The organism is Serratia sp. GW822-FHT06E05, from assembly GCF_058799445.1.
The window spans coordinates 105,544-128,883 of record NZ_JBXALM010000011.1 but is presented as its reverse complement, the minus strand read 5'-3'; the positions used below and the strand labels follow the sequence as shown (position 1 = coordinate 128,883).

General features: G+C 57.1%; 18 protein-coding genes. 8 read left to right on the top strand and 10 right to left on the bottom strand.

Annotation, left to right across the window (positions count from 1 at the left end):
• Positions 1 to 22: 22 nt before the first annotated feature.
• From AC1RKC_RS21320 to glpD, 5 genes are all read left to right on the top strand, one after another.
• Complete coding sequence (locus AC1RKC_RS21320) at positions 23 to 571, top strand: GNAT family N-acetyltransferase (protein ID WP_256814484.1); 549 nt, start codon at positions 23 to 25, stop codon at positions 569 to 571.
• A gap of 149 nt (positions 572 to 720) precedes the next feature.
• On the top strand, positions 721 to 1,047 hold the full coding sequence (glpE, locus tag AC1RKC_RS21315; protein ID WP_308530768.1) for a thiosulfate sulfurtransferase GlpE: 327 nt from the start codon (positions 721 to 723) through the stop codon (positions 1,045 to 1,047).
• A 168-nt stretch (positions 1,048 to 1,215) separates the two neighbouring features.
• Positions 1,216 to 2,052, top strand: a complete 837-nt coding sequence (gene glpG / locus AC1RKC_RS21310; RefSeq protein WP_174574859.1) for a rhomboid family intramembrane serine protease GlpG — start codon at positions 1,216 to 1,218, stop codon at positions 2,050 to 2,052.
• A gap of 36 nt (positions 2,053 to 2,088) precedes the next feature.
• Complete coding sequence (locus AC1RKC_RS21305; RefSeq protein WP_020837378.1) at positions 2,089 to 2,847, top strand: DeoR/GlpR family transcriptional regulator; 759 nt, start codon at positions 2,089 to 2,091, stop codon at positions 2,845 to 2,847.
• A 265-nt stretch (positions 2,848 to 3,112) separates the two neighbouring features.
• Positions 3,113 to 4,621 (top strand): glycerol-3-phosphate dehydrogenase, encoded by a 1,509-nt coding sequence (glpD, locus tag AC1RKC_RS21300; protein WP_493092723.1) that lies wholly within the window; start codon positions 3,113 to 3,115, stop codon positions 4,619 to 4,621.
• A gap of 44 nt (positions 4,622 to 4,665) precedes the next feature.
• Here glpD and glgP read toward each other — a convergent pair whose 3' ends face one another.
• The 6 genes from glgP to asd all read right to left on the bottom strand — a co-directional run bounded on the left by glgP (position 4,666) and on the right by asd (position 16,005).
• Positions 4,666 to 7,113, bottom strand: coding sequence for a glycogen phosphorylase (gene glgP / locus AC1RKC_RS21295; protein WP_046372455.1), 2,448 nt, complete (start codon positions 7,111 to 7,113; stop codon positions 4,666 to 4,668).
• 272 nt (positions 7,114 to 7,385) lie between these two features.
• Entirely contained in the window at positions 7,386 to 8,819 is a 1,434-nt protein-coding gene (glgA, locus tag AC1RKC_RS21290; RefSeq protein ID WP_020837382.1) for a glycogen synthase GlgA, read from the bottom strand.
• Between the two features lie 127 nt (positions 8,820 to 8,946).
• A complete protein-coding gene (gene glgC, locus AC1RKC_RS21285; RefSeq protein WP_020837383.1) occupies positions 8,947 to 10,224 on the bottom strand; it encodes a glucose-1-phosphate adenylyltransferase in 1,278 nt (425 codons plus the stop codon).
• Positions 10,225 to 10,236: 12 nt separating this feature from the next.
• Positions 10,237 to 12,222: a glycogen debranching protein GlgX gene (gene glgX / locus AC1RKC_RS21280; RefSeq protein ID WP_493092722.1), complete on the bottom strand. Its 1,986-nt coding sequence runs from the start codon at positions 12,220 to 12,222 to the stop codon at positions 10,237 to 10,239.
• Positions 12,219 to 14,405 carry a 1,4-alpha-glucan branching protein GlgB gene (gene glgB, locus AC1RKC_RS21275; RefSeq protein WP_392454983.1) on the bottom strand — a complete coding sequence of 729 codons (2,187 nt, stop codon included), beginning with the start codon at positions 14,403 to 14,405 and terminating at the stop codon, positions 12,219 to 12,221. Before glgB ends, glgX begins: the two co-directional genes overlap by 4 nt.
• Before the next feature lie 496 nt (positions 14,406 to 14,901).
• Entirely contained in the window at positions 14,902 to 16,005 is a 1,104-nt protein-coding gene (gene asd / locus AC1RKC_RS21270; protein ID WP_020837386.1) for an aspartate-semialdehyde dehydrogenase, read from the bottom strand.
• A gap of 213 nt (positions 16,006 to 16,218) precedes the next feature.
• On the opposite strand from asd, the gene AC1RKC_RS21265 reads away from it, so the two are divergent.
• On the top strand, positions 16,219 to 16,812 hold the full coding sequence (locus tag AC1RKC_RS21265; protein WP_041415736.1) for a YhgN family NAAT transporter: 594 nt from the start codon (positions 16,219 to 16,221) through the stop codon (positions 16,810 to 16,812).
• A 48-nt stretch (positions 16,813 to 16,860) separates the two neighbouring features.
• Here the strand turns inward: AC1RKC_RS21265 and gntK are convergent, their stop codons facing one another.
• The 4 genes from gntK to AC1RKC_RS21245 form a co-directional block, all read right to left on the bottom strand.
• Positions 16,861 to 17,388, bottom strand: a complete 528-nt coding sequence (gene gntK, locus AC1RKC_RS21260; protein ID WP_020837388.1) for a gluconokinase — start codon at positions 17,386 to 17,388, stop codon at positions 16,861 to 16,863.
• A gap of 184 nt (positions 17,389 to 17,572) precedes the next feature.
• Complete coding sequence (gene gntT, locus AC1RKC_RS21255; RefSeq protein ID WP_046372451.1) at positions 17,573 to 18,889, bottom strand: gluconate transporter; 1,317 nt, start codon at positions 18,887 to 18,889, stop codon at positions 17,573 to 17,575.
• Between the two features lie 365 nt (positions 18,890 to 19,254).
• Positions 19,255 to 20,250, bottom strand: a complete 996-nt coding sequence (gene gntR, locus AC1RKC_RS21250) for a gluconate operon transcriptional repressor GntR (RefSeq protein ID WP_020837390.1) — start codon at positions 20,248 to 20,250, stop codon at positions 19,255 to 19,257.
• A 293-nt stretch (positions 20,251 to 20,543) separates the two neighbouring features.
• Positions 20,544 to 21,239: a pirin family protein gene (locus AC1RKC_RS21245; RefSeq protein WP_020837391.1), complete on the bottom strand. Its 696-nt coding sequence runs from the start codon at positions 21,237 to 21,239 to the stop codon at positions 20,544 to 20,546.
• A 386-nt stretch (positions 21,240 to 21,625) separates the two neighbouring features.
• On the opposite strand from AC1RKC_RS21245, the gene AC1RKC_RS21240 reads away from it, so the two are divergent.
• Positions 21,626 to 22,144, top strand: a complete 519-nt coding sequence (locus AC1RKC_RS21240; RefSeq protein WP_046372450.1) for a GNAT family N-acetyltransferase — start codon at positions 21,626 to 21,628, stop codon at positions 22,142 to 22,144.
• On the top strand, positions 22,141 to 23,319 hold the full coding sequence (locus AC1RKC_RS21235) for a P1 family peptidase (protein ID WP_493092721.1): 1,179 nt from the start codon (positions 22,141 to 22,143) through the stop codon (positions 23,317 to 23,319). The genes AC1RKC_RS21240 and AC1RKC_RS21235 overlap by 4 nt, the downstream gene beginning before the upstream one ends.
• Positions 23,320 to 23,340 lie beyond the last annotated feature (21 nt).

Sequence of the window (23,340 nt, the reverse complement as noted above, 5' to 3'; positions counted from 1 at the left end):
ATACAGCAAGGACTAATCGATTATGGAAGATGTCATTATTGGCAACGCTAAAAAATCTGATGCGGAAGAGGTGGTAAGGCTTATCGCACTGGCGGATAAAGATGCGGTGCTGGCCCTGTCTGGCAAAGACGATATCAACGAAGCCCTGTTTCAGTACGAAGTGAACTTCGGCCGCCATGATGTCTATTTTGGCTATAAAAACGTCTTCGTGGCTCGGGACCAGGAAAAAATACTTGGCTGTATCCTGTATTTCAAAGGAGAAGACGAGTCAGGGTTCACAGCCATAACAGAGCATCGAGCTGAAATGGAAAATGAATCAGACCCCGATGAAATATATATAGATTCCCTGGCCGTCCTGCCGGAGTGCAGAGGACGAGGGATAGCAAAATCTCTGATAAGCCGTGTTGTTGAGGAAGCCGGGCGACAAGGGCTCAATAAAGTCGGCCTTCTGGCAGACACGAAAAAACCTCATCTGAAAGCACTGTATCGCAAGCTAGGGTTCAAGGTGACGGCGGAGATAGAGCTCCTCAACGATCGCTACGAAAAGATGACGGTCGAAACGGGAGTTTAATGAGTCAGGAAAAGGGCGCCCTTTTCCTGATAGTGTTCTATATAGCAGCAGTACAACTGGTGTAATAAACCACAATTTTCATCTGGTCTTAATTGCCGCGAAATTGACTACAATGGCGGCATATTCTTATTACGAGGCAGTTGGCAGTTATGGAACAGTTTGAAGCGATCAACGTTGAGCAGGCGCACAGCCGTTGGAAAGACGACAGCGCCGCGCTGGTCGACATCCGCGATCCCCAGAGTTTTGAAGCCGGGCACACGCCAGGCGCCTTCCACCTGACCAACGCCAGCCTGCAGACCTTTATGCAGCAAAACGACTTTGATCGTCCGGTGATGGTGATGTGCTACCACGGCAACAGCAGCCGCAGCGCGGCTCAATACCTGCTGCATCAGGGGTTTGACGCGGTGTACAGCATTGACGGCGGCTTCGAGGCATGGGCACGCCAATATCCTCAGGACATTGAAACCTCCGCATAATCCTCCCCCCGCCGTCTGCGGCGGGTTCCTTTTTCGCGCTTTTAGTGAGTGTTTTTGCGGGTTTTTCGCAGATCTGCTGCCTGCGCTCAGGATTTCGACGGTATAATCGGCCGTCAACGCCATCGGGGTAAACCGGCGGCTAAAATCATTCACTTAGACGGAAAAGCCATGGTTAGAGTAATCGCCGTATCCAACCCCCGCCTGGCGCAGGCCTTTGTCGACTATATGGCGACACAGGGCATCGAGCTACGGGTGCACAACAGCGGCGAAGCGGCAGAGATCTGGCTGGCTGACGACAGCCATCTGGAGCAGGTACAACATGAGCTGCAGCAGTTTCTGATCGATCCACTCAACAGCCGCTACCGGGCCGCCAGTTGGCAGGCCGGCAAGACCGACGCCGAGCTGCACTACCAGGGCTATTCTTATCTGCAAACCTTGCGCAGCAAGGCCGGCCCGCTGACGCTGAGCGTGATGGCGCTGTGCATTGTGGTCTATATCCTGATGCAGATACTGGGCGACGACGCGGTAATGTACTGGCTGTCCTGGCCGCAGAACAGCGAGCAGTACACGCAACTGTGGCGCTGGTTCAGCCATGCTTTCCTGCATTTCTCGCTGCTGCACATTACCTTTAACCTGATGTGGTGGTGGTATCTCGGCGGCCCGATGGAAAAACGCCTCGGCGCCGGCAAGCTGTTCGTGCTGGCGGTGGTCTCGGCCTTTTTCAGCGGTTGGGCGCAGTCGCTGTTCAGCGGTGCCTTGTTCGGTGGCCTGTCCGGCGTAGTCTATGCGCTGATGGGTTACTGTTGGCTTAGCGGCGAACGTGCACCGGAACGCGGTCTGATGCTGCCACGCGGCCTGATGGTGTTTTCGGTTCTGTGGCTGGTGGCCGGATATTTCGATATTTTAGGAATGTCGATCGCTAACGCGGCACACGTAGCCGGTTTAGTGTTAGGGTTATTGATGGCATTTTGGGACACGCGTCATCGCGCGCACAACGAACAATAACAGCCAGGTACAAGCCGGGCGTTTTAGGGGATTATCGTGAAGCAAACACAGCGTCATGACGCAATTATCGAGCTGGTGCGCCTGCAGGGGTATGTCAGCACGGAAGAACTGGTCGAACATTTTGACGTCAGCCCGCAAACGATTCGCCGTGATTTGAATGACCTGGCCGATCAGAACAAAATCCAACGTCATCACGGTGGCGCCGCGCTGCCCTCCAGCTCGGTGAACGCCGCGTATAACGATCGTAAAGTGATGTGGTCGGAACAGAAAGCGCGTATTGCCCAACGCGTCGCCAGCCAAATCCCGGACGGTGCCACGCTGTTTATCGACATCGGCACCACGCCGGAAGCGGTCGCCCATGCACTGATGAACCACAAGAACCTGCGCGTGGTGACCAATAACCTGAACGTCGCCACCCTGCTGACCGCCAAAGAAGATTTCCGTTTGATCCTTGCCGGTGGCGAAGTGCGCACCCGCGATGGCGGCATCATGGGTGAGGCCACGCTGGACTTTATCTCCCAGTTCCGTCTCGATTACGGCATTCTCGGTATCAGCGGCATCGATATGGACGGCTCGCTGCTCGAATTCGACTATCACGAAGTGCGCACCAAACGCGCAATTATCGAAAACTCACGCTGCGTGATGCTGGTGACCGACCACTCCAAATTCGGCCGTAACGCGATGGTCAACCTCGGTAACATGAACCTGATCGACTATCTGTTTACCGACCAACTGCCACCGCCAAGCGTGATGAAAATCATCGAGCAGTACGACGTACAGCTCGAACTGTGCTAAGCCCTCTCCGTCACGTTTAACCCTGCGGTACCGCTTTTACCTCCGTTATTCCTGCCGTTTTCTCCGGGGTTCAGCCTGCTGGCCCCGGTCATTCCTGATCGAAATACCCCTTCTTTTTGTACACCTACTATCACCAAACTGTTACCTCTATCACGCCCAAATGTTTTTGTTTGGTTAAGTCTTGGCTTGTTTGTTGGTTTTTGATTACAATCATGAGCGAAAACGAACATGAAAGAGCTATTTCGAACATCTGGAGGAAGTTGACGTGGAAACCAAAGACTTGATCGTTATCGGTGGCGGCATCAACGGTGCCGGCATCGCGGCGGATGCTGCCGGGCGCGGCCTGTCCGTACTGCTGCTGGAAGCGCAAGACTTGGCCTGTGCTACGTCTTCCGCCAGTTCCAAACTGATCCACGGTGGCCTGCGCTACCTGGAACACTACGAATTCCGTTTGGTCAGCGAAGCGCTGGCAGAGCGTGAAGTGCTGCTGAAACTGGCCCCGCACATTGCCTTCCCTATGCGTTTCCGTCTGCCGCACCAGCCGCACCTGCGTCCGGCCTGGATGATCCGTATCGGTCTGTTCCTGTACGATCACCTGGGTAAACGCACCAGCCTGCCAGGCAGCAAGGGTTTGCGCTTTGGACCAGAATCGGTGCTGAAACCTGAATTGAAGCGCGGTTTCGAATATTCCGACTGCTGGGTCGACGATGCTCGCCTGGTGGTGTTGAACGCCCAGGAAGTGGAAAAACGCGGTGGCGAAGTGCGTACCCGTACCAAGGTCACCCGCGCATGGCGTGAGAATGGCCTGTGGATGGTAGAAGCGGTCGACGTCGACAGCGGCAAAACCTTTACCTGGCGCGCCAAAGGCCTGGTGAACGCCACTGGCCCATGGGTGAAACACTTCTTCGACGACGGCCTGAAGCTGAAATCACCTTACGGTATCCGCCTGATCAAAGGCAGCCACATCGTGGTGCCGCGCGTACACGATCAGCCGCAGTCCTATATTCTGCAAAACGAAGACCACCGTATCGTCTTCGTGATCCCATGGAATGACGAGCTCTCCATCATCGGCACCACCGACGTGGAATACCACGGCGATCCGAAAGACGTGAAGATTGACGATAACGAAATCAACTACCTGCTGAAAGTGTATAACGACCACTTCAAGAAACAGCTGGGCCGTAACGATATCGTCTGGACTTACTCCGGCGTGCGCCCACTGTGCGACGACGAATCGGACTCGCCGCAGGCGGTCACCCGCGACTACACGCTGGACGTGCATGACGAACAGGGCAAAGCGCCGCTGCTGTCGGTGTTCGGCGGTAAACTGACCACCTATCGCAAGCTGGCTGAGCATGCGATGGAAAAACTGTCGCACTACTACCCTGGCTGCGGCCCGGCGTGGACCAAAAACGGTTCGCTGCCAGGCGGCGACATCGGTGGCGATCGCGACAGCTACGCCGCAAAACTGCGCCGCGAGCACAGCTGGCTGCCTGAATCACTGGCGCGTCGCTTTGCACGCACCTACGGCAGCCACAGTGAGCTTATCCTGGCCGGTGCCAACAGCCTCAACGAGCTGGGCGAAGATTTCGGTCACGGCCTGCATGAAGCCGAGCTGCGCTACCTGATCGAAAAAGAATGGGTGGTCGAGCTGGATGACGCTATCTGGCGCCGCACCAAGTTGGGCATGTGGCTGGATGAAACGCAGCAGGCACGAGTCAAGGCCTGGCTGGCAGAACACGCGAAAGCGAAAACGCTGTCTCTGGCATCGTAAACCGCTAAACGTTAAAAGGGCCGGATATCCGGCCCTTTTTTACATTACAGCTTAATGGGTTTGATGTGCCAGATTTCGTCCGCATACTCCTGGATGGTGCGGTCGGATGAGAAGTAGCCCATATTGGCGATATTCAGCACCGCCCGACGCGTCCAGTCGTCCTGATTGCGATACACCTCATCCACCTTGTCCTGCGTATCCACATAGCTGCGGTAATCTGCCAGCAGTTGATAGTGATCGCCCAGATTTACCAGTGAATCAAACAGGTTGCTGTAGCGCTTGGGTTCTTCAGGGCTGTAAACGCCGGTGGCAATCTGGGTCAGCGCCTGATGCAGCTCCGGATCCTGCTCATAGTACAGATGCGGGTTGTAACCGTTGCGGCGTAGCTCCTCCACCTGCTCGGCGGTGTTGCCGAAGATGAAGATGTTCTCCGCCCCCACGTGTTCCAGCATTTCAACGTTAGCCCCATCCAGCGTGCCGATAGTCAGCGCGCCATTCAGCGCAAATTTCATGTTACTGGTGCCGGACGCCTCGGTGCCTGCCAGCGAGATCTGTTCGGACAGGTCCGCCGCCGGAATGATCATTTGCGCCAGGCTGACGCTGTAGTTTGGAATGAACACCACTTTCAGCTGCGTATGCACTCGCGGATCGTTGTTGATCACCTTGGCGACGTCGTTGATCAAGCGGATGATTTGTTTGGCGGCGTAATAAGCCGAAGCCGCCTTGCCGGCAAAGATCACCACGCGCGGCACCCGTTCGGTTTCCGGATCCTGCAGCAGGCGGTTATACAGCGTGATCACGTGCAGTACGTTAAGCAGCTGCCGTTTGTATTCGTGGATACGCTTAATCTGTACGTCGAACAGCGCGTCCGGGTTGACCACCACATTCAACGTTTTGGCGATGTAGGTCGCCAGTCGCTCCTTGTTCTGCCGTTTGGCGCTTTGCACCGCCTTCAGGAAGCTGGGGTAATCGATATTGGCCTTGATCTCGCTCAGTTGGCTGAGATCGGTACGCCAGGTCTGACCGATGCTGTCGTCCAGCACGTCAGACAGCGGTCGGTTAGCCAGCCCCAGCCAGCGGCGTGGGGTGACGCCGTTGGTTTTATTGCAGAAGCGATCAGGGAAAATACGGGCGAAATCGGCAAACAGCGATTGCACCATCAGTTCGGAGTGCAGCGCTGAAACGCCGTTAACCTTGTGGCTCGCCACGACCGCCAGCCAGGCCATACGCACCCGGCGACCATTGGTTTCATCAATGATAGACACCCGCGCCAGCAGCTCATTGTCGCCCGGCGCCACTTCCTGCACCTGTTTGAGGAAGTGATCGTTAATCTCGAAAATCAGCTGCAGGTGACGCGGCAGGATCCGACCAATCATGTCCAGCGGCCAGGTTTCCAGCGCTTCGCTCATCAACGTGTGGTTGGTGTAAGAAAACACCTGCTCGACCACCGCCCAGGCATCCAGCCAGCTGAACTTATGTTCGTCGATTAGCCGGTGCATCAGCTCAGGGATAGATAACACCGGGTGGGTATCATTGAGGTGAATGGCAATCTTGTCTGCCAGGTTGTCGAAGCTTTTATGCATCGTCCAATGGCGGTTGAGGATATCCTGCACCGTGGCCGACACCAGGAAATACTCCTGCCGCAGGCGAAGCTCACGCCCTGAATACGTCGAGTCATCGGGATAGAGCACGCGTGATACGTTTTCAGAATGGTTTTTGTCCTCAACCGCCGCAAAGTAATCGCCCTGATTGAATTTACCCAGGTTGATTTCATTACTGGCCTGCGCGCTCCACAGCCGCAGCGTATTGGTGGCGTCGGTATCAAAACCGGGGATCACCTGATCGTAAGCGGTGGCGACTACCTCTTCGGTTTCCACCCAGCGCGCCTTGGCGCCTTCCTGCTGGATCCGTCCGCCAAAGCGCACCTTATAGCGGGTGTTATGACGCGGGAACTCCCACGGATTGCCGTATTCCAGCCAATAGTCCGGTGACTCCATCTGTTGGCCGTTTACGATATTCTGTTTGAACATGCCGTATTCGTAACGAATGCCGTAACCCCGACCCGGCAGCGCCAGCGTCGCCAGCGAATCCAGGAAGCAGGCGGCCAATCGCCCCAGCCCGCCGTTGCCCAGCCCTGGATCGTTCTCCTCCTCCAGCAGCTCGCCCAGGCTCAGCCCCATCTCATTCAACGCGTCGTCGATATCCTGATAAATCCCCATCGACAACAAGGCGTTGGACAGCGTCCTGCCAATCAGAAACTCCATCGACAGGTAATAAACCTGGCGCACATCCTGCGAAAGTTGCGCACGGTTAGAACGTAACCAGCGCTCCACCATACGGTCACGCACCGCAAACAGCACGGCATTCAGCCAGTCATGCTGGTTGGCGATAGCCGGATCCTTGCCGACGATAAACATTAACTTATAGGCGATGGAGTGTTTCAGCGCTTCAACACTGACCGTGGGTGAGGTGTAACTAATCGGTGAAGTCATAGCTTTTCGATCCCAAGTTTGTGGCTGCCCGTCGCCTTTCAAGCCGCAGCGTTGTTACCTGCACTTGCTCACCCAGTTACTTACTAAAGTAAGCGCCTGGGGATGAGTAAGCTGGCCGCCTAGCTGCAACGTGAAATTCATAGGGCATTACAATAGGTGTTGATATACCCAAAATAATTGGCGCTGCATCAAGGCGGCAAAAAAACTTATCCCGATGAGCTTACACTGGTAAGTGATTCGGGTAAGTGAGTGCAGCCAACACAGAGGCAGCGTCAAATATGACGGGAATAAAGCGACAAATATTCCTTTGCCGCGACCTGCCAGCCAAAATCCACGCTCATGGCGTGGCGCTGGACGTGACGCCAATGCTTCGGCCTGCTCCACAGCACCATGGCGCGCCGAATGGCGTTGCCCAGTGCGGTGGCGTCACAATCATCAAACACAAATCCGCTGGCGCTGCCGTCGGCCAGATTCTCCAACGCACAGTCCACCACCGTGTCCGCCAACCCCCCGGTGCGGCGCACCAGTGGCAGCGTGCCGTATTTCAAGCCATAGAGTTGAGTCAGCCCGCAGGGTTCAAAGCGGCTCGGCACCATGATCACATCGGCCCCGCCGATAATGCGGTGCGAGAAGGCTTCGTGGTAACCAATCTGTACGCCAACCTGCTCCGGATAGTCGGCGGCAGCGGCGAGAAACGCCTGTTGCAGTACCGCATCGCCGGCCCCCAGCAGCGCCAGTTGGCCGCCCTGCTCCAGCAGTGCCGGCAGGGCTTCCAGCACCAGATCCAGCCCTTTCTGACTGGTCAGGCGGCTCACTACCGCAAACACCGGCAACGACTCATCCACCTTCAGGCCCATGGCTTTTTGCAGGTGCAGCTTGTTCTTGACCTTGTTCTTCAGATCGTCAGCGTCGTAACGGGCAGTCAGCCGCGGATCGTGGGACGGGTCCCAAATTTTGTCATCTACGCCGTTAAGAATGCCGCTCAAGCGCCCCTGATGCTGGCGTTCCTGCAGCAGCCCCTCCATGCCATAGCCAAACTCCGGCCGGGTGATTTCGCGCGCGTAGGTCGGGCTGACGGCGGTGATATGGTCGGCGTAGTACAACCCCGCCTTCAGGAATGACATCTGGCCGTAAAACTCCAGGCCATAGACGTTGTAGAACGAAGGCGGTAACCACAGCTCTGCCACGTGATGGGCGGAGAACAGCCCCTGATAGGCCAGGTTATGCACGGTGAAGATGGATCGCGCCGGGTGGCCATTGGCGGCCAGATAGGCACAGGCCAGCCCCGCATGCCAGTCATGGGCATGCACTATCTGCGGGCGCCAGTACCGATCCAGCCCCTTGGCCAGCTCGCAGGCCATCCAGCCCAGCAGGGCAAAGCGTCGGTGGTTGTCGGAATAGGCATTCATTGATTGGTCGTGATACGGGCTACCCGGCCGCTCGTACAGCCAGGGGGCATCAATCAGGTAAATGCCCACGCCGTGGTAGGTACCGTAACGCAAGCCGACCCGGCCGGCGAAAGAATCGATTTCTGCCACCAGCACCGAGTCCGGTATGCCATTACGCACGTCAGGAAAAGCGGGCAATAACACCCGAACATCGCCGCCCTCGGCGATCTGAGCCGCCGGTAATGCGCCAACCACGTCTGCGAGCCCGCCGGTTTTCAACAGGGGGAACATTTCAGAACATACGTGTAAAACCTGCATTATCACTCCTGAGAATCGGCAAAATTACTCTGGAAAAGCAGGCTTGCCGCTGTTGTTAACCCCGCGTTGTGCAAGCCATCAGTCCGTTTATATGGCGGCAGGCTATCGTTCTGCCGACTACCTTAACTCACAACTTTGACAACATTTCGCGCGTAACCAGCACAATGCCACCTTCCGAGCGATAAAAGCGTTTGCTGTCCTCGTCGGCGTTTTCGCCAATCACCATGCCCTCGGGAATATGACAGGCACGGTCGATAATGCAGCGCCGCAGACGGCAGGAACGGCCGACGTTAACGTCCGGCAGCAATACGGTAGAGTCGATGGTGCAGAACGAGTTCACCCGCACCCGCGGGAATAGCACCGAATGCACCACCACCGAACCGGAGACGATGCAACCGCCGGACACCAGCGAGTTCATGGTCATACCGTGGCTACCGGAACGATCCTGTACGAATTTGGCTGGCGGCAGCGGTTCCATATGAGTGCGGATTGGCCAGGCACGGTCATACATATCCAGCTCTGGTGTCACCGAAGCCAGATCGAGGTTGGCGCGCCAGTAGGCCTCGAGCGTACCCACATCACGCCAGTACGGCGGCAGATCGGGGTTGGAGGTCACGCAGGACAGCGTGAACGGGTGCGCCCAAGCCGCTTTCTGGGCGGTGATTTTCGGGATCAGATCCTTGCCGAAATCGTGGGTGGAGCCCGGCGTCGACATGTCCTCTTCCAGCAGTTGGAACAGGTAGTCAGCGTTAAAGATGTAGATCCCCATGCTGGCCAGCGACATATCCGGGTTGCCCGGCATCGGCGGCGGGTTGCTGGGTTTTTCCAGGAATTCGAGGATCAGATCGTTTTCGTCCACTTCCATCACGCCGAACTCGCTGGCTTCCTCACGGGGTACCGGCAAGCAGGCAACGGTGCATTGCGCGCCCTTCTCCACGTGGTCGATCAGCATGCGCGAGTAATCCATCTTGTAGATGTGATCGCCCGCCAGGATCACCACATATTCGGCGTCGTAACGGCGAATGATATCCAGGTTCTGGTACACCGCATCCGCCGTGCCCTTGTACCAGTGCTCGGTACTGAGGCGTTGCTGGGCCGGCAACAGATCGACAAACTCGTTCATCTCTTCGTTGAGGAACGACCAACCGCGCTGGATATGCTGCACCAGGGTATGGGACTGGTATTGGGTGATCACGCCGATGCGGCGAATGCCCGAATTCAGACAGTTCGACAGGGCAAAATCGATAATGCGGAATTTACCGCCAAAGTGGACGGCCGGCTTGGCCCGGGTTGAGGTTAAATCTTTCAAACGCGAACCGCGGCCACCGGCCAGGATCAGGGCGACGGACTTAATCGGCAGTTGGCGTGCCAACATCAGGGGGTCTTTATTTTCAAACCTAACCATAGCTGACTCCTTTTATTTTTTCTTTACCAGCACGCAAATCGAGTGCGCAGCCTGGTGCCAGGCGGGTAAAACCGCCCGCGAATCTTCCTGAGTAAAGGGAGCGACAAGCTGCCAATCGCCGACGGGCAACGTCATCTCCACCGCCTGCTGCGTGGCGTTCACGACCACCAGCCAGCGTTGCGACAGATAGATCTGCAAACGCAGTTCACCCTGCTCCCACTCTTGCGCGTCGAGGGGGTGCCCCTGCGCGTTCAGCCACTGCACGCTGCCGTCACCCTCCTGCCACCAGCGGTCTTGCTGCAAGGCAGGGATTTGTTGGCGTAAACGGATCAGTGCTGCGGTGTAATCGGTGAGAGCGTCATCTGCCGTGGCCCAGTCGAGCCAGGTGATAGCGTTGTCCTGACAATAGGCATTGTTGTTGCCCTGCTGGCTGTGTCCATGCTCGTCGCCGGCCAGCAGCATCGGCGTCCCCTGGGACAGCAACAACGTGGCGAGCAGCGCTCGTCGGCTGGCCCTGCGGCGTTGCAAAATGGCATCGTCGGCAATCGGGCCTTCAACACCGTGGTTATTGCTAAAGTTACGATCACTGCCGTCACGGTTACCTTCACCGTTCAGTTGGTTGTGCTTGCGGTTAAAACTGACCAAGTCCTGCAGGGTGAACCCGTCATGAGCGGTCAGCATGTTGATGCTGGCGTACGGCGCACGCCCGCGTTGGTTAAACAGATCACTGGAAGCAGCGAAACGTTGGGCGAACTGCCCCAACGATATGCCGTCCTGCAGCCAGAAACGACGGATATCGTCCCGGTAATGGTCGTTCCACTCGGCGAAGCGCCCCGGGAATTGGCCCACCTGGTAACCGCCAGGCCCGATATCCCACGGCTCGGCGATCAGCTTGCAGCGAGAAAGCAGGTCGTCCGCCAGCAACGCCTGAAACAACGGCGCATCGCGGTCGAACGCAGGCGTACGGCCAAGTACGCTGCCCAGATCGAAGCGGAAGCCATCAACGTGGCATTCGCCCACCCAAAAACGCAGACAGTCCATCACCCAGGCCACGCCCTGTGGCTGATCCAATCGCAGCGTGTTACCGCAGCCGGTATCGTTCACGTAGTCGCCGTCGGGCGTGAGCCAGTAATAGCCCGGGTTATCGATACCGCGCAGCGACAACGTCGGCCCATCGGTATCCAGCTCGGCGCTGTGGTTGAACACCACGTCGAGGATCACCTCAATACCGGCCTTATGCAGCGCTTTCACCGCATCGCGAAACTCGCGCAGCGGCGTCGTATCAGTGCGCAGGCTGGAATAACGGTTATCCGGCGCAAAGGGCGCAAGTACGTTATAGCCCCAGTAATTAATCAGTCCGAGCCGCTGCAGACGCGGTTCAGAACTGTGCTGCTGCACCGGCAACAACTCCAGCGCAGTGATGCCGAGCCGCTTGAAATAGGCAATCATCACCGGGTGACCGAGCGCGGCGAAGCTACCGCGCAACACCGGTGGGATTTCTGGATGCTGCAAGGTCAGGCCGCGCACATGCGCTTCGTAGATCACCGTTTTGCCCCAGGGCGTAGCCGGCGGGCGGTCATCCTGCCAATCGTAAGCTTCGTCAATCACCACACACTTGGGCATCAGTTCGGCGCTGTCATGCTGATCCGGCCGGTCATAGCCGCCATGCAGGTAAGGATCATCTGCAACCGGTCCCTCTACCGCGCGCGCGGCGGGATCTAACAGCAGTTTGTTGGGGTTAAAACGCAACCCCTGCGCAGGATCAAACGGACCATGTACGCGGAAACCGTAACGCTGCCCCGGTTTACCGCCCGGCAGGTAGCCGTGCCAGATATCACCGCTGCGCGCCGTCAGTGGCAGCCGAACCTCCTGCTGCTGCTCGTCAAACAGGCACAGCTCCACCCCCGTGGCTCGGGCGGAATACAGGCTAAAGTTGATGCCGTTACCGTCATAGCGCGCCCCGAGAGGCGCGGCGATACCGGGCGTCAGCTCAGTCATTGCGCCTCCCGCAGCAGGTAGATGGTCGCCAATGGCGGTACGGTCACGCTGATCGAATGCTCGCGGCCGTGGTTGCCTATCGGTTCAGACACCACGCGGCCCTGATTGCCGGTATTGCTGCCGTGATAATGATGCGAGTCGGTATTGAGGATTTCCCGGTATTCGCCGGCACGCGAAATGCCGATGCGATAATGATGGCGCGGTACCGGAGTGAAGTTGCTGACGGCAATCAGCTCATTACCCTGCGAATCGTAACGGGCAAAGGCGAACACCGAGTTGTCGTGGTCGTCCACCACCAGCCACTCAAAGCCGTCAGGGCGATAGTCGCGCTCATACAACGGCGCCTGCTGTTGATAGCAATGGTTGAGATCGCGCACCAGCCGTTGCACGCCGTGGTGCCAGCCGTCCAACCCTTCCAGCAGGTGCCAGTCGAGGCTGCTGTCGAAGTTCCATTCGCGCCCCTGGGCAAATTCGCAGCCCATAAACAGCAGCTTCTTGCCCGGATGCGCCCACATAAAGCCGTAGTAGGCGCGCAGGTTGGCAAACTTCTGCCAGGCATCGCCGGGCATGCGGTCGAGCACCGATTTCTTGCCATGCACCACTTCGTCATGGGAAATCGGCAGCACAAAGTTCTCGGTGTAGGCGTACAACATGCCGAAAGTCATCTGATTGTGATGATATTTACGGTGCACCGGGTCGCATTTCATGTAGTTAAGCGTGTCGTGCATCCACCCCAGGTTCCATTTGTAATGGAACCCCAGGCCATTGGATTCCGGCGGCAGCGTCACCCCTGGGTAATCGGTGGATTCTTCCGCCAGCGTCACCGCGCCGGGACGCTCCTTGCCGACGGTGTGGTTGGTATAACGCAGGAAGGCGATGGCCTCCAGGTTCTCGTTACCGCCGTAGTAATTCGGCACCCATTCGCCGTCAGCGCGGCTGTAATCACGGTAGATCATCGAGGCTACCGCATCGACGCGCAGCGCATCTATGCCATAACGCTCCAGCCAGTAAAGGGCATTACCTGCCAGATAATTACGCACCTCGTTGCGGCCATAGTTATAGATCAGGGTATTCCAGTCCTGATGAAAGCCTTCGCGCGGATCGGCGTATTCATACAGCGCGGTGCCGTCGAAGTTCGCCAGGCCATAGGCGTCGCTGGGAAAATGCCCCGGCACCCAGTCGAGGATCACGTTAATGCCGGCCCGATGCGCCGCAGCCACAAACGCCTTAAAGTCAGCCGGAGTGCCGAAACGTCGGGTCGGCGCGTACAGACCTAGAGGCTGATAACCCCAACTGCCGTCAAACGGGTGCTCGTTAATCGGCAGCAGCTCGATATGGGTGAATCCCATGTCCTTGACGTAATCAATCAGCTGCACGGCCAGTTCGCCGTAGCTGAGCCAGAAATTATCGTCGGTGTGGCGGCGCCACGAGCCAAGATGCACTTCGTAGATAGAAATCGGGCGGTCAAAATCATTGGCCCGCTGACGTTGCGGGGTGTTTTCTACCACCTCAGGCAACGGAGTGACCAACGACGCGGTGTCCGGTCGCATCTGCGCTTCAAATGCGTAAGGATCGGCCTTGAGCTGGGTGTTGCCGTAGCAGTCGATGATTTCATATTTGTACAACTGCCCGACCTTCACGCCCGGCAGAAACAGCTCCCAAATGCCATTTTCACGACGCAGACGCATCGGATGGCGGCGTCCGTCCCAAAAGTTGAATTCCCCCACCACCGAGACTCGCTGGGCGTTGGGTGCCCAGACGGCAAAACTGACGCCTTCGACGTCATCGAGCGTGGCAAGATGAGCACCCAAACGTTCATAAGGACGCAAATGGGTCCCTTCAGCCAACAGCCAACTGTCGATATCCTGCAGCAGGGTGCCGAAGCGGTAGGGATCGTCGACGATCTGTTGGTGATCGTGCCAGCGCACATCAAACTGATAGCGGAACGGCGTTTTACGGCGCGGCACCGTGGCGCTGAAAAAACCCCGCTCATCATCACAGTTCAGCTGCACCAATCGGCGGCCGGTTTGCTGATCCCGCAGCCAGACTTCGCTGGCGTCAGGCAACAGCGCACGCACCTGCAGGCCGTTATCGACCGCATGCATGCCAAGCAGGGAAAAAGGATCGGCAGAGTTGCCGGAGAAAAGCTGATCAATCACGTCACGATCGGGAAGTACAGGCATAGTCTTCTTCCTAAGATTAAGAGCATGATTTATAAGAGGCCACGCAGCCCATCGCCTTTCAGGTTACAGCGGCGTTGGCTGTACCTTGAGATCCACAGGGCGTAACGCTTAATCCATAGCCGTTTTGGTTATCATGCAATTCATTCGGTTTCTAAAGCGTGATTACAGTCGGTTATTGATCAATTTTCACCCTACCGACCCGAATACCGCTCTTTATGCTTATTTTTGGTGCTGGCGAAAATTTATCCGCCAGCCCTTTAAGCATAGCTAATGTCAGTTAAAAACATTGCCGCATTACCAGGAAAAAGCTTCATTAAGAAAACTGCCAGCCTGACAGCGTCTTTGCGCTGCTGCCCGCATGGTGAAGTGCCGATGGCTTGTGTGCTTTCTCCCCTTTGCAGCGACTTAGTCCATAGCGCGCCGAAACGGAGAAAAAGGAAGAAAATAAGGCTTTTGAGGGCTGAAAGAGCTCAGCCCTCGGGAAGTACAGTTCAGGTTACAGCAGGATACGCAGCATGCGGCGCAGCGGTTCAGCCGCACCCCACAGCAACTGGTCACCCACGGTGAACGCAGACAGGTATTCCGGCCCCATATTCAGCTTACGCAGACGGCCGACTGGCGTATTCAGCGTCCCGGTAACCGCAGCCGGCGTCAGTTCACGCATGGTCAGTTCACGGTCGTTCGGGATCACCCGCACCCAATCATTGTGGGTCGCCAGCATCTGCTCGATTTCCGGCAGCGAAACGTCTTTTTTCAGTTTCAGGGTGAATGCCTGGCTATGGCAACGCAACGCGCCAACGCGCACGCACAGGCCATCAACCGGGATCACGCTGCTGCTGTTGAGGATTTTGTTGGTTTCCGCCTGGCCTTTCCACTCTTCGCGGCTCTGGCCGTTATCGAGCTGCTTGTCGATCCATGGGATCAGGCTGCCGGCCAGCGGCACGCCAAAGTTATCGGTTGGCAGTTTGCCGCTGCGGGTGGCCGCAGTGACTTTACGTTCGATGTCCAAAATGGCCGATGCCGGATCCTGCAGCTCTTTCGCCACGTCTGCATGCAGCATGCCCATTTGAGTCAGCAGCTCACGCATGTGGCGCGCGCCGCCGCCGGAAGCGGCCTGATAGGTCGCAACGGATGCCCACTCGACCAGGTTGTTGGCGAACAGGCCGCCCAGCGACATCAGCATCAGGCTGACGGTGCAGTTGCCGCCGACAAAGGTCTTGATGCCTTTGTCCAGGCCCTGCTGAATCACGTCGCGGTTGACCGGGTCCAGAATGATAATCGCGTCATCCTGCATGCGCAGAGAAGAAGCGGCATCAATCCAGTAGCCTTGCCAACCGGTTTCACGCAGCTTCGGGTAAATTTCGTTGGTATAATCGCCGCCCTGGCAGGTAATAATGATGTCGAGCGCGCTCAGCGCATCAACATCGTAAGCATCTTGCAGCGTGCCCTGCTGGCCGCCGAATGCCGGCGCCGCAGAACCGTGCTGCGAAGTGGAGAAAAAGACCGGGCGAATGGCGTCGAAATCGCGCTCTTCCGTCATGCGCTGCATGAGTACGGAGCCGACCATTCCGCGCCAACCGATGAAACCAACGTTTTTCATATGACTGTCCTGCCTTGGAGGATGACTGCTATAAGTTGTGTGCACTATCTCTCCACCTTACAAAATGTCAGCGCAGGCGCAAAGTGAATTTATTCGATAGCTGAACGATTCTCAGCAATCCTTCTTATATACCCCGTTGTCTTTCAAGCCATCGGGGATGGGTTAGTGCGTGGGTCGGGATGGCCGACACGTTTTTCAGATGCAGAGGTAATGATGACAGAGATGATTTCCGTCACGGTGTTGCTGTTTTTAATCATGGATCCGCTAGGCAACTTGCCGATTTTCATGTCGGTACTCAAACATCTGGAACCACGCCGACGCCGGGTGGTGGTGATCCGCGAATTGCTGATCGCCCTGTTGTTAATGCTGATATTCCTGTTCGCCGGCGAGAAAATTCTGGCGTTCCTCAACCTGCGAACCGAAACCGTGTCCATTTCCGGCGGGATTATTTTGTTTCTGATCGCCATCAAAATGATTTTCCCTACGCAGGAGGGCAACAGCAGCGGGCTTTCCGCCGGGGAAGAACCCTTCCTAGTCCCGCTCGCCATCCCACTGGTCGCCGGGCCTTCGATTCTGGCGGCGCTGATGCTGCTCTCGCACCAGTATCCGAACCAGATTTCACATCTGGTAGTGGCGCTGCTGATTGCCTGGGGGATTTCTGCCGCTATTTTGCTGATGTCGGACTTGTTCCTGCGCCTGCTGGGCAGTAAAGGCGTGAGCGCGCTGGAAAGGCTGATGGGGCTGATTCTGGTGATGCTGTCGACCCAGATGTTCCTGGACGGCGTGCGGGCTTACATGAAGCTGTAGTGAATAAACGGGCGCCTGTGCGGCGCCGGCTTAGGGTGGCAGCCCGGATTACTGGGCTGCAACATGCCGAATATAGGCAAGAGTATCGGCGACTACGCCATCCAGCGGCTGATCGATATCAATCGCCTGCACATCCGGCTCCTGCGCGCCCGGCTCTTCCAGGGTGGCAAATTGGGAAACCAGCATCTGCGGCTTGAAGAAATGCCCTTTGCGCTGCTTCAGGCGCTCTTCAATCACCGCCTTGTCACCCTTCAGATAGATGAAATGCAGGTTGCGGTTGCCTTCACGCAGACGGTCGCGATAGCTTTTTTTCAGCGCCGAACACACCAGCAGAGAGACGTCATTGGTGCGTTCCATGGCAAAGATAGCGTCATTCAATGCGGCCAACCACGGGGCGCGATCGTTATCGTCCAGCGCATGCCCGGCGGCCATTTTGTTAATGTTGGCGCGCGGGTGCAGGTAGTCTCCGTCCAGCATCGCGGCATGAGCTTCATGGGCAACGGCGCTGGCGACGGCAGACTTTCCGCTGCCTGAAACGCCCATCAAAATAAATACGTGGTGCTGTGGATTACTCATAATGTCATGCCCTTACGGAGTCAGATGTACGTTCTGGCAACGGGATACGCCGCCTGCGCCATCAAATGCGCCCCAAACTCAAAAGAATGTCCGACACCCCCACGGGGTGCCGGATAACCTCGCTATTCCCTTTGCATTTCAAGTGGCAGTCAACGCTGCGCCAACCTGAAAAACGACAGGAATATTAGACCACCGTCGCCAGCAGCAAACACCCTACCAGGCCGCAGACGGAAATGATGGTTTCCAGCACCGACCAGGACTTGATGGTTTCCATGATGCTCAGGTTGAAATACTCCTTGAACAGCCAGAACCCCGGATCGTTGACGTGAGAGAAAATCACGCTGCCTGAACCGACCGCGATCACCATCAGCTCCGGGCTGACGCCGGTAGTGGCGATCAACGGGGCCACGATGCCGCCGGCGGTGATCGCCGCCACGGTAGCGGAACCCAGCGCCAGACGCAGCGCAGCCGCAATCGACCAGGCCATCAGAATAGGTGAGACGTTGCTGCCTTCCATCAGGGCGGCAATGTATTTCTCCACGCCGCTGTCGACCAGTACCTGCTTGAACGCGCCGCCACCGCCGATGATCAACAGCATCATGGCGATAATTTTGATGGAGTCGGTGATGGTCCCCATCACTTCATCCATAGTACGGCCGCGGTTCAAGCCAAAGGTGAAGATAGCGATCAGTACCGCAATCAACGTCGCCATCACCGGATCGCCGAAGAACTCGGCAAAGCGCAGCAGGCTATGGCCCTTCGGCAGCACCATTTCCGCTACCGCACGCAGCGCCATCAGGATCACCGGCACCAACGAGGTGGCAACGCTGATGCCAAAGCTTGGCATTTCTTCTTCGGTGAAGATTTTTGGGTTATACAGGCCTTCAGGAACCGGCTTGTCGATGCCTTTCAGGAAGCGGGCGTAGACAGGACCGGCCAGGATCACCGTCGGAATGGCCAGCAGCGTGCCGTACAGCAGGGTTTTACCCATATCGGCATGGAAGATGGTGGCGATCGCCGTTGGGCCAGGGTGCGGCGGCAGGAAACCGTGGGTCACCGACAGCGCAGCCGCCATCGGCACGCCGACATACAGCAGCGGCACGCGTGCAGACGCGGCGATACTGAAGACCAGCGGCAGTAGCAGCACGAAGCCAACTTCATAGAACAGCGCAAAACCGACGGTAAAACCGGTCAGTACCACCGCCCATTGAATGTATTTTTGACCGAACTTCTCGATAAGCGTAGTGGCGATGCGCTGGGCGCCGCCGCAGTCCGCCAGCAGCTTGCCGAGCATGGCACCGAAGCCCATGATCAGCGCCAGGCTGCCCAGGGTGCCGCCCACGCCGGCCTTGATGGAGCCGATCACTTTATCGACTGGCATACCCTGAGCGATACCCACCGCCAGAGCAACCAGAACCAGAGAGATAAAGCCGTTCAGCTTAAAGCGGATCATCAGCAGCAACAGCAGCGCGACGCCGCCTGCAACAATCACTAATGGCATAATTTTTCTCCAACCTTTTTATCGCAGACTCTCTTTACGATAGGCCGTAAAGCGCGCGTTTGTTGTATTTTTAGGCTCTTCCCGGTGTTAGAAGACGAGCTGTAGGTGGTGCTGAGTCAAGGGTTCTATTTCTCCCTGTAGCGACCCTATCGCGCCGCCACAAGGTCATTGACCTCGTTGTTACCGGTATCATGATACCGGTAACAACAGCAGTGTCGGAACCGGGTAACGGGCTAAAATTCGCGTTCTGGGATAGAGATCAAACTTATGGGGGTAACGCGCGGTGGGCTTACAGATGACTAGCAAAACGCGCCGGGCGGCGCGATTTTCAAATTAAAATTGATGAAACAAAGAGTTAAAAGCGATCAGATGCTGCCGCCGGGGATCACGGTAAAACCGACGTCCACCATGCGCGGGCTGACCGTTTCGCCCCGCAAACGCGCCAACAGGCGTTCAGCCCCGATCTGCCCCATACGTTCACGCGGCGTCAGGACGCTCGCCAGTTTTGGCACCATCACCTGACCGATATCGTGGCCGTGGAAACCGGCAATCGCCATATCTTTGGGGATCGACAGCCCTTGGCGCTGGCACTCAAAGGTCGCGCCAATCGCCAGGTCATCGTTGGTGCAGAAAATACTGTCGATCTGCGGATAATCGCGCTGCGCCTGACGCAGCAGTTCGCCACCGGCGGAATAGGACGACGAACGCGCGGTCATGACGCTGTACGGCTCGAGACCGGATTCACGCATCGCCTGTTCATAGCCCTGTTGCTTGATAATGGTACGTTCATCCTGACGCGCCCCGAAATACACCACGTGGCGATGACCGTGCGCGATGATTTGCTGGGTCATCTGGCGTGCCGCCTCAAAGTTGTTGAACCCCACGGCCAGGTCAATGCACGGTGAAACGCAGTCCATCAGTTCGACAACCGGGATCCCTGCCACCTCAATCATCTTCATGGTGCGCGGCGTATGGTGGCGTTCAGACAGGATCAGCCCATCAATGTTGTAAGACAGCAGCGAGGTCAGGCGCTGTTCTTCGCGCTCCGGCAAATAGCCGTAGTGCGCCAGCATGGTCTGGTAATTGTGCGCATCGGTGACGCTCTCGATGCCGCGCAGCACTTCAGCAAACACCTGGTTGGTCAACGACGGCAGCAATACGCCAATGGCGCGACTGGTGGAGTTGGAAAGGATATCCGGCGCACGGTTGGGAATGTAGCCCAGCTCATCCAGCGCGACGGCAATTTTTTGCTGCAAGATGGCAGAAACCTGCTCGGGATTACGCAGATAACGGCTCACCGTCATCTTGGTAACGCCAACCTTGTCTGCGACATCTTGAAGTACCGGCCGTTTTTTCTTCATTATCAATGAACTGGCTAACCGTGAATGGGTGCTCATTTTAGCAAAAAAAAACCGCTGCCGATATTGTTGGTTATCGGACGTCACAACGCAAAAAGGGCTCACTGTGTGAGCCCTAAGACTGATGGCGAACCTGCGAAAAGGCTAAACCGGTAGGGGTCGAACATGTTCGACCCGATTTAACCCATTGATTATGCTATTGGGCGCAGCATGCAGCGCCCCTACTATTAAACAACAGAGCACTTTGTCAACGGCCTGAGGGCTCACAGTGTGAGCCCTCAGTATTTACCGCTTTATCAGACCGGCGGCAGATCGAACAGCAGAATTTCACTGTCTTCATCGGCATGAATCGACAGCGCAGTTTCATCCCACACCGCGAAAGCATCGCTGGTGCCGGCCTGCTGACCATTGACCACTACCTTGCCACGCACCACCTGGATCCACACGCGACGACCGGCTTCAATCGGGCATTCTGCCTGTTCGTCTTGCTTCAATGCCCAGCGGGACAACGTCATGTCCTGGAACACTTTCAGTGAACCGTCGCGCGCATCCGGCGACAACACCAGTTGGCGGCCCTGTGGCGCATCAAACATGCGTTGCTCATAGCGCGGCTCCAGCCCGACCCGATCGGGAATGATCCAAATCTGGTACAGGTGCAACGGACGATCGTTATTGCCGTTGTACTCGGAGTGACGCACCCCGGTGCCGGCACTCATGATCTGAAACTCACCGGCCTGGATCTGCTCTTTATTGCCCATGCTGTCCTGATGCTCTACTGTGCCGCTCAGCACGTAGGTCAGGATTTCCATGTCTTTATGCGGGTGGGTGCCAAAACCCTGCCCTGCGTCGATCACGTCTTCGTTGATCACCCGCAGCGCCGAGAAGCCCATAAAATCGGCATCGTAATAGTTGGCAAAGGAGAAGGTGTGCCAGCTATCCAGCCAACCATGATTGGCATGACCGCGATCTTCTGCCTTACGTAGATAAATCATATTCAACTCTCCTCAATGTTTTTTACAGTCTAGTCCTGGCAGCAGAATATGAAAGCGTAAAAAACTCATCCCTCTGTTCAAAAATTTAGATGGAGTTGCGAAGCCATTGGCAGGGAATTTGTTGAAGGCGGGTGAGCTGAAAACAGGCAAAAAAAAAGCCAGCACCCGAGCTGGCTAAGTAATACTTGGAAGCAATGTGAGCAATGTCGTGCCTTCGCAGCGAGGGTATCAAAGGTTGATACTCTCCCCGGAACGCATCGCAATAATAATCATTATCATTCGCACCTGTAAAGCGTTTTTTTAACCAATCCGGAATAATATTGACTCGACACAATAAACCGATAAATTCAGAGGTTATTCAACCGGTAAGCCAAAGGAGCAGCGTAATGAGTGAAATCGTAGTTCGTCACGTGGAAACGGCAGATGCACAGGCCCTGCATCAACTCTATTCTCAGCCGAAGGCTTACCGTGACACGCTACATCTTCCGCTACCGTCGGTCGAACTATGGCACAAGCGCCTCGCCAACCTCGAACCGGGCACGCATAGCCTGGTGGCCTGCATCGACGGACAGATTGTCGGTCAGTTGAGCGTGATGCTGAATCAGCGTGTGCGCCGCCGCCACGTGGCGACCTTTGGCATCGGCGTCGATGATCACCACCACGGCAAAGGTGTCGGCAGCAGCCTGATGAAGGCGATGATTGACCTGTGCGACAATTGGGCAGACATCGAACGCATCGAGCTGACGGTATTTACCGATAATCAGGCGGCCATCGCGCTATACCGCAAGTTCGGTTTTGAAATCGAAGGGACCAGCCGCGCTTACGCCATGCGCGACGGCGTACTGGTAGATTCTTACCATATGGCTCGCTTTCGCAGTGAACAGCAGAAAAAATCAGCCTCATGAGTGAGATAAAAAGTGAACCAGGGGCGGCAAAGCGCCCCTTCACCGTCAGCCGTCGCACCTTCGTGCAAACGCTGGCCTGCGTAACGGGTGCTATCGGCATCCTCTCTCCCACCACCTTCCTGGGGGCCGCAATGCCAAGTTCTCCCGCCGTTCGAACCGGCGCCCGTAACCTAATTACCGACGTGCCCGGCCTGAAGGTCGGGGTCGCTCAGGACAGCCGGGTGCGTACCGGCACCACGGTGATCCTGCCGGATAGCCCGGCGATCGCCGCCGTCGATGTGCGCGGTGGCGGCCCGGCAACCCGCGAAACCGATGCGCTGGGGGAAGACAATCTGGTACAAACCCTTGATGCACTGGTGCTGAGCGGCGGTTCGGTGTATGGCCTGGCGGCGGCAGATGGCGTCGCAGCCTGGCTGGGGCAACAGGGGCGTGGTTACGCCCTGCGTCCGGCACCGGGCGTACCGGTCTCTCCCATCGTACCCACCGCCTGCCTGTATGATCTAAGCAACGCCGGCGATAAAAACTGGCAGCTCGCCCCGCCCTATCGCCAATTGGGGATAGAGGCCGCCGGCAAGGCCGGCCACGACTTCCCGCTCGGCACCGTTGGCGCTGGCTATGGTGCCATGACCGGCATGGGCAAGCTGAAAGGCGGGCTGGGTTCGGCGTCGATCGTGGCGACCAATGGCGCTACCGTCGGCGCACTGGTGGCGGTCAATAGCCTGGGATCGGTCGTCGCCCCCGGGACCCGTGCCTTCTGGGCGACGCCTTATGAAATCGACGGCGAGTTTGGCAACGGCGGTGCCGCAGCGCTGGCGCAGTTACATGGCCAGGGCGAAGACTGGATGCCAGAAGAACCGACGGGCGGCAGGAAGAACACCACCCTGGCTTGCATCGCCACCGATCTGGCGTTGACCCGGGTGGAGCTGAAACGCGTGGCGATGATGGCGCAGGACGGCATGGCACGCGCCATCCGCCCGCTACACAGCCCGTTCGACGGCGATGTGGTGTTTGCCTTATCCACCGGGCAGCGTGAGGTACAAGGCAGCCGAGAGCTGGCGGTGCTGCAGATAGGTGCACTGGCGGCGGACACCCTGGCACGTGCCATCGCCCGTGGTGTCTATGCGGCGACCCCATGGCCCGGCGGACAGGTAACCACCTGGAAAACCCTCGCCTGACGTTGCCAATAAAAAAGGGCG

Coding starts and splice junctions, on each gene's coding strand:
- glgP (WP_046372455.1), bottom strand. CDS start 7,113: ATGACTTCACCGATTAGTTACACCTCACCCACGGTCAGTGTTGAAGCG.
- AC1RKC_RS21240 (WP_046372450.1), top strand. CDS start 21,626: ATGAGTGAAATCGTAGTTCGTCACGTGGAAACGGCAGATGCACAGGCC.
- AC1RKC_RS21245 (WP_020837391.1), bottom strand. CDS start 21,239: ATGATTTATCTACGTAAGGCAGAAGATCGCGGTCATGCCAATCATGGT.
- asd (WP_020837386.1), bottom strand. CDS start 16,005: ATGAAAAACGTTGGTTTCATCGGTTGGCGCGGAATGGTCGGCTCCGTA.
- gntR (WP_020837390.1), bottom strand. CDS start 20,250: ATGAAGAAAAAACGGCCGGTACTTCAAGATGTCGCAGACAAGGTTGGC.
- glpG (WP_174574859.1), top strand. CDS start 1,216: ATGGTTAGAGTAATCGCCGTATCCAACCCCCGCCTGGCGCAGGCCTTT.
- AC1RKC_RS21320 (WP_256814484.1), top strand. CDS start 23: ATGGAAGATGTCATTATTGGCAACGCTAAAAAATCTGATGCGGAAGAG.
- glgC (WP_020837383.1), bottom strand. CDS start 10,224: ATGGTTAGGTTTGAAAATAAAGACCCCCTGATGTTGGCACGCCAACTG.
- glgA (WP_020837382.1), bottom strand. CDS start 8,819: ATGCAGGTTTTACACGTATGTTCTGAAATGTTCCCCCTGTTGAAAACC.
- gntT (WP_046372451.1), bottom strand. CDS start 18,889: ATGCCATTAGTGATTGTTGCAGGCGGCGTCGCGCTGCTGTTGCTGCTG.
- AC1RKC_RS21265 (WP_041415736.1), top strand. CDS start 16,219: ATGACAGAGATGATTTCCGTCACGGTGTTGCTGTTTTTAATCATGGAT.
- AC1RKC_RS21235 (WP_493092721.1), top strand. CDS start 22,141: ATGAGTGAGATAAAAAGTGAACCAGGGGCGGCAAAGCGCCCCTTCACC.
- gntK (WP_020837388.1), bottom strand. CDS start 17,388: ATGAGTAATCCACAGCACCACGTATTTATTTTGATGGGCGTTTCAGGC.
- glgB (WP_392454983.1), bottom strand. CDS start 14,405: ATGCCTGTACTTCCCGATCGTGACGTGATTGATCAGCTTTTCTCCGGC.
- glpE (WP_308530768.1), top strand. CDS start 721: ATGGAACAGTTTGAAGCGATCAACGTTGAGCAGGCGCACAGCCGTTGG.
- glgX (WP_493092722.1), bottom strand. CDS start 12,222: ATGACTGAGCTGACGCCCGGTATCGCCGCGCCTCTCGGGGCGCGCTAT.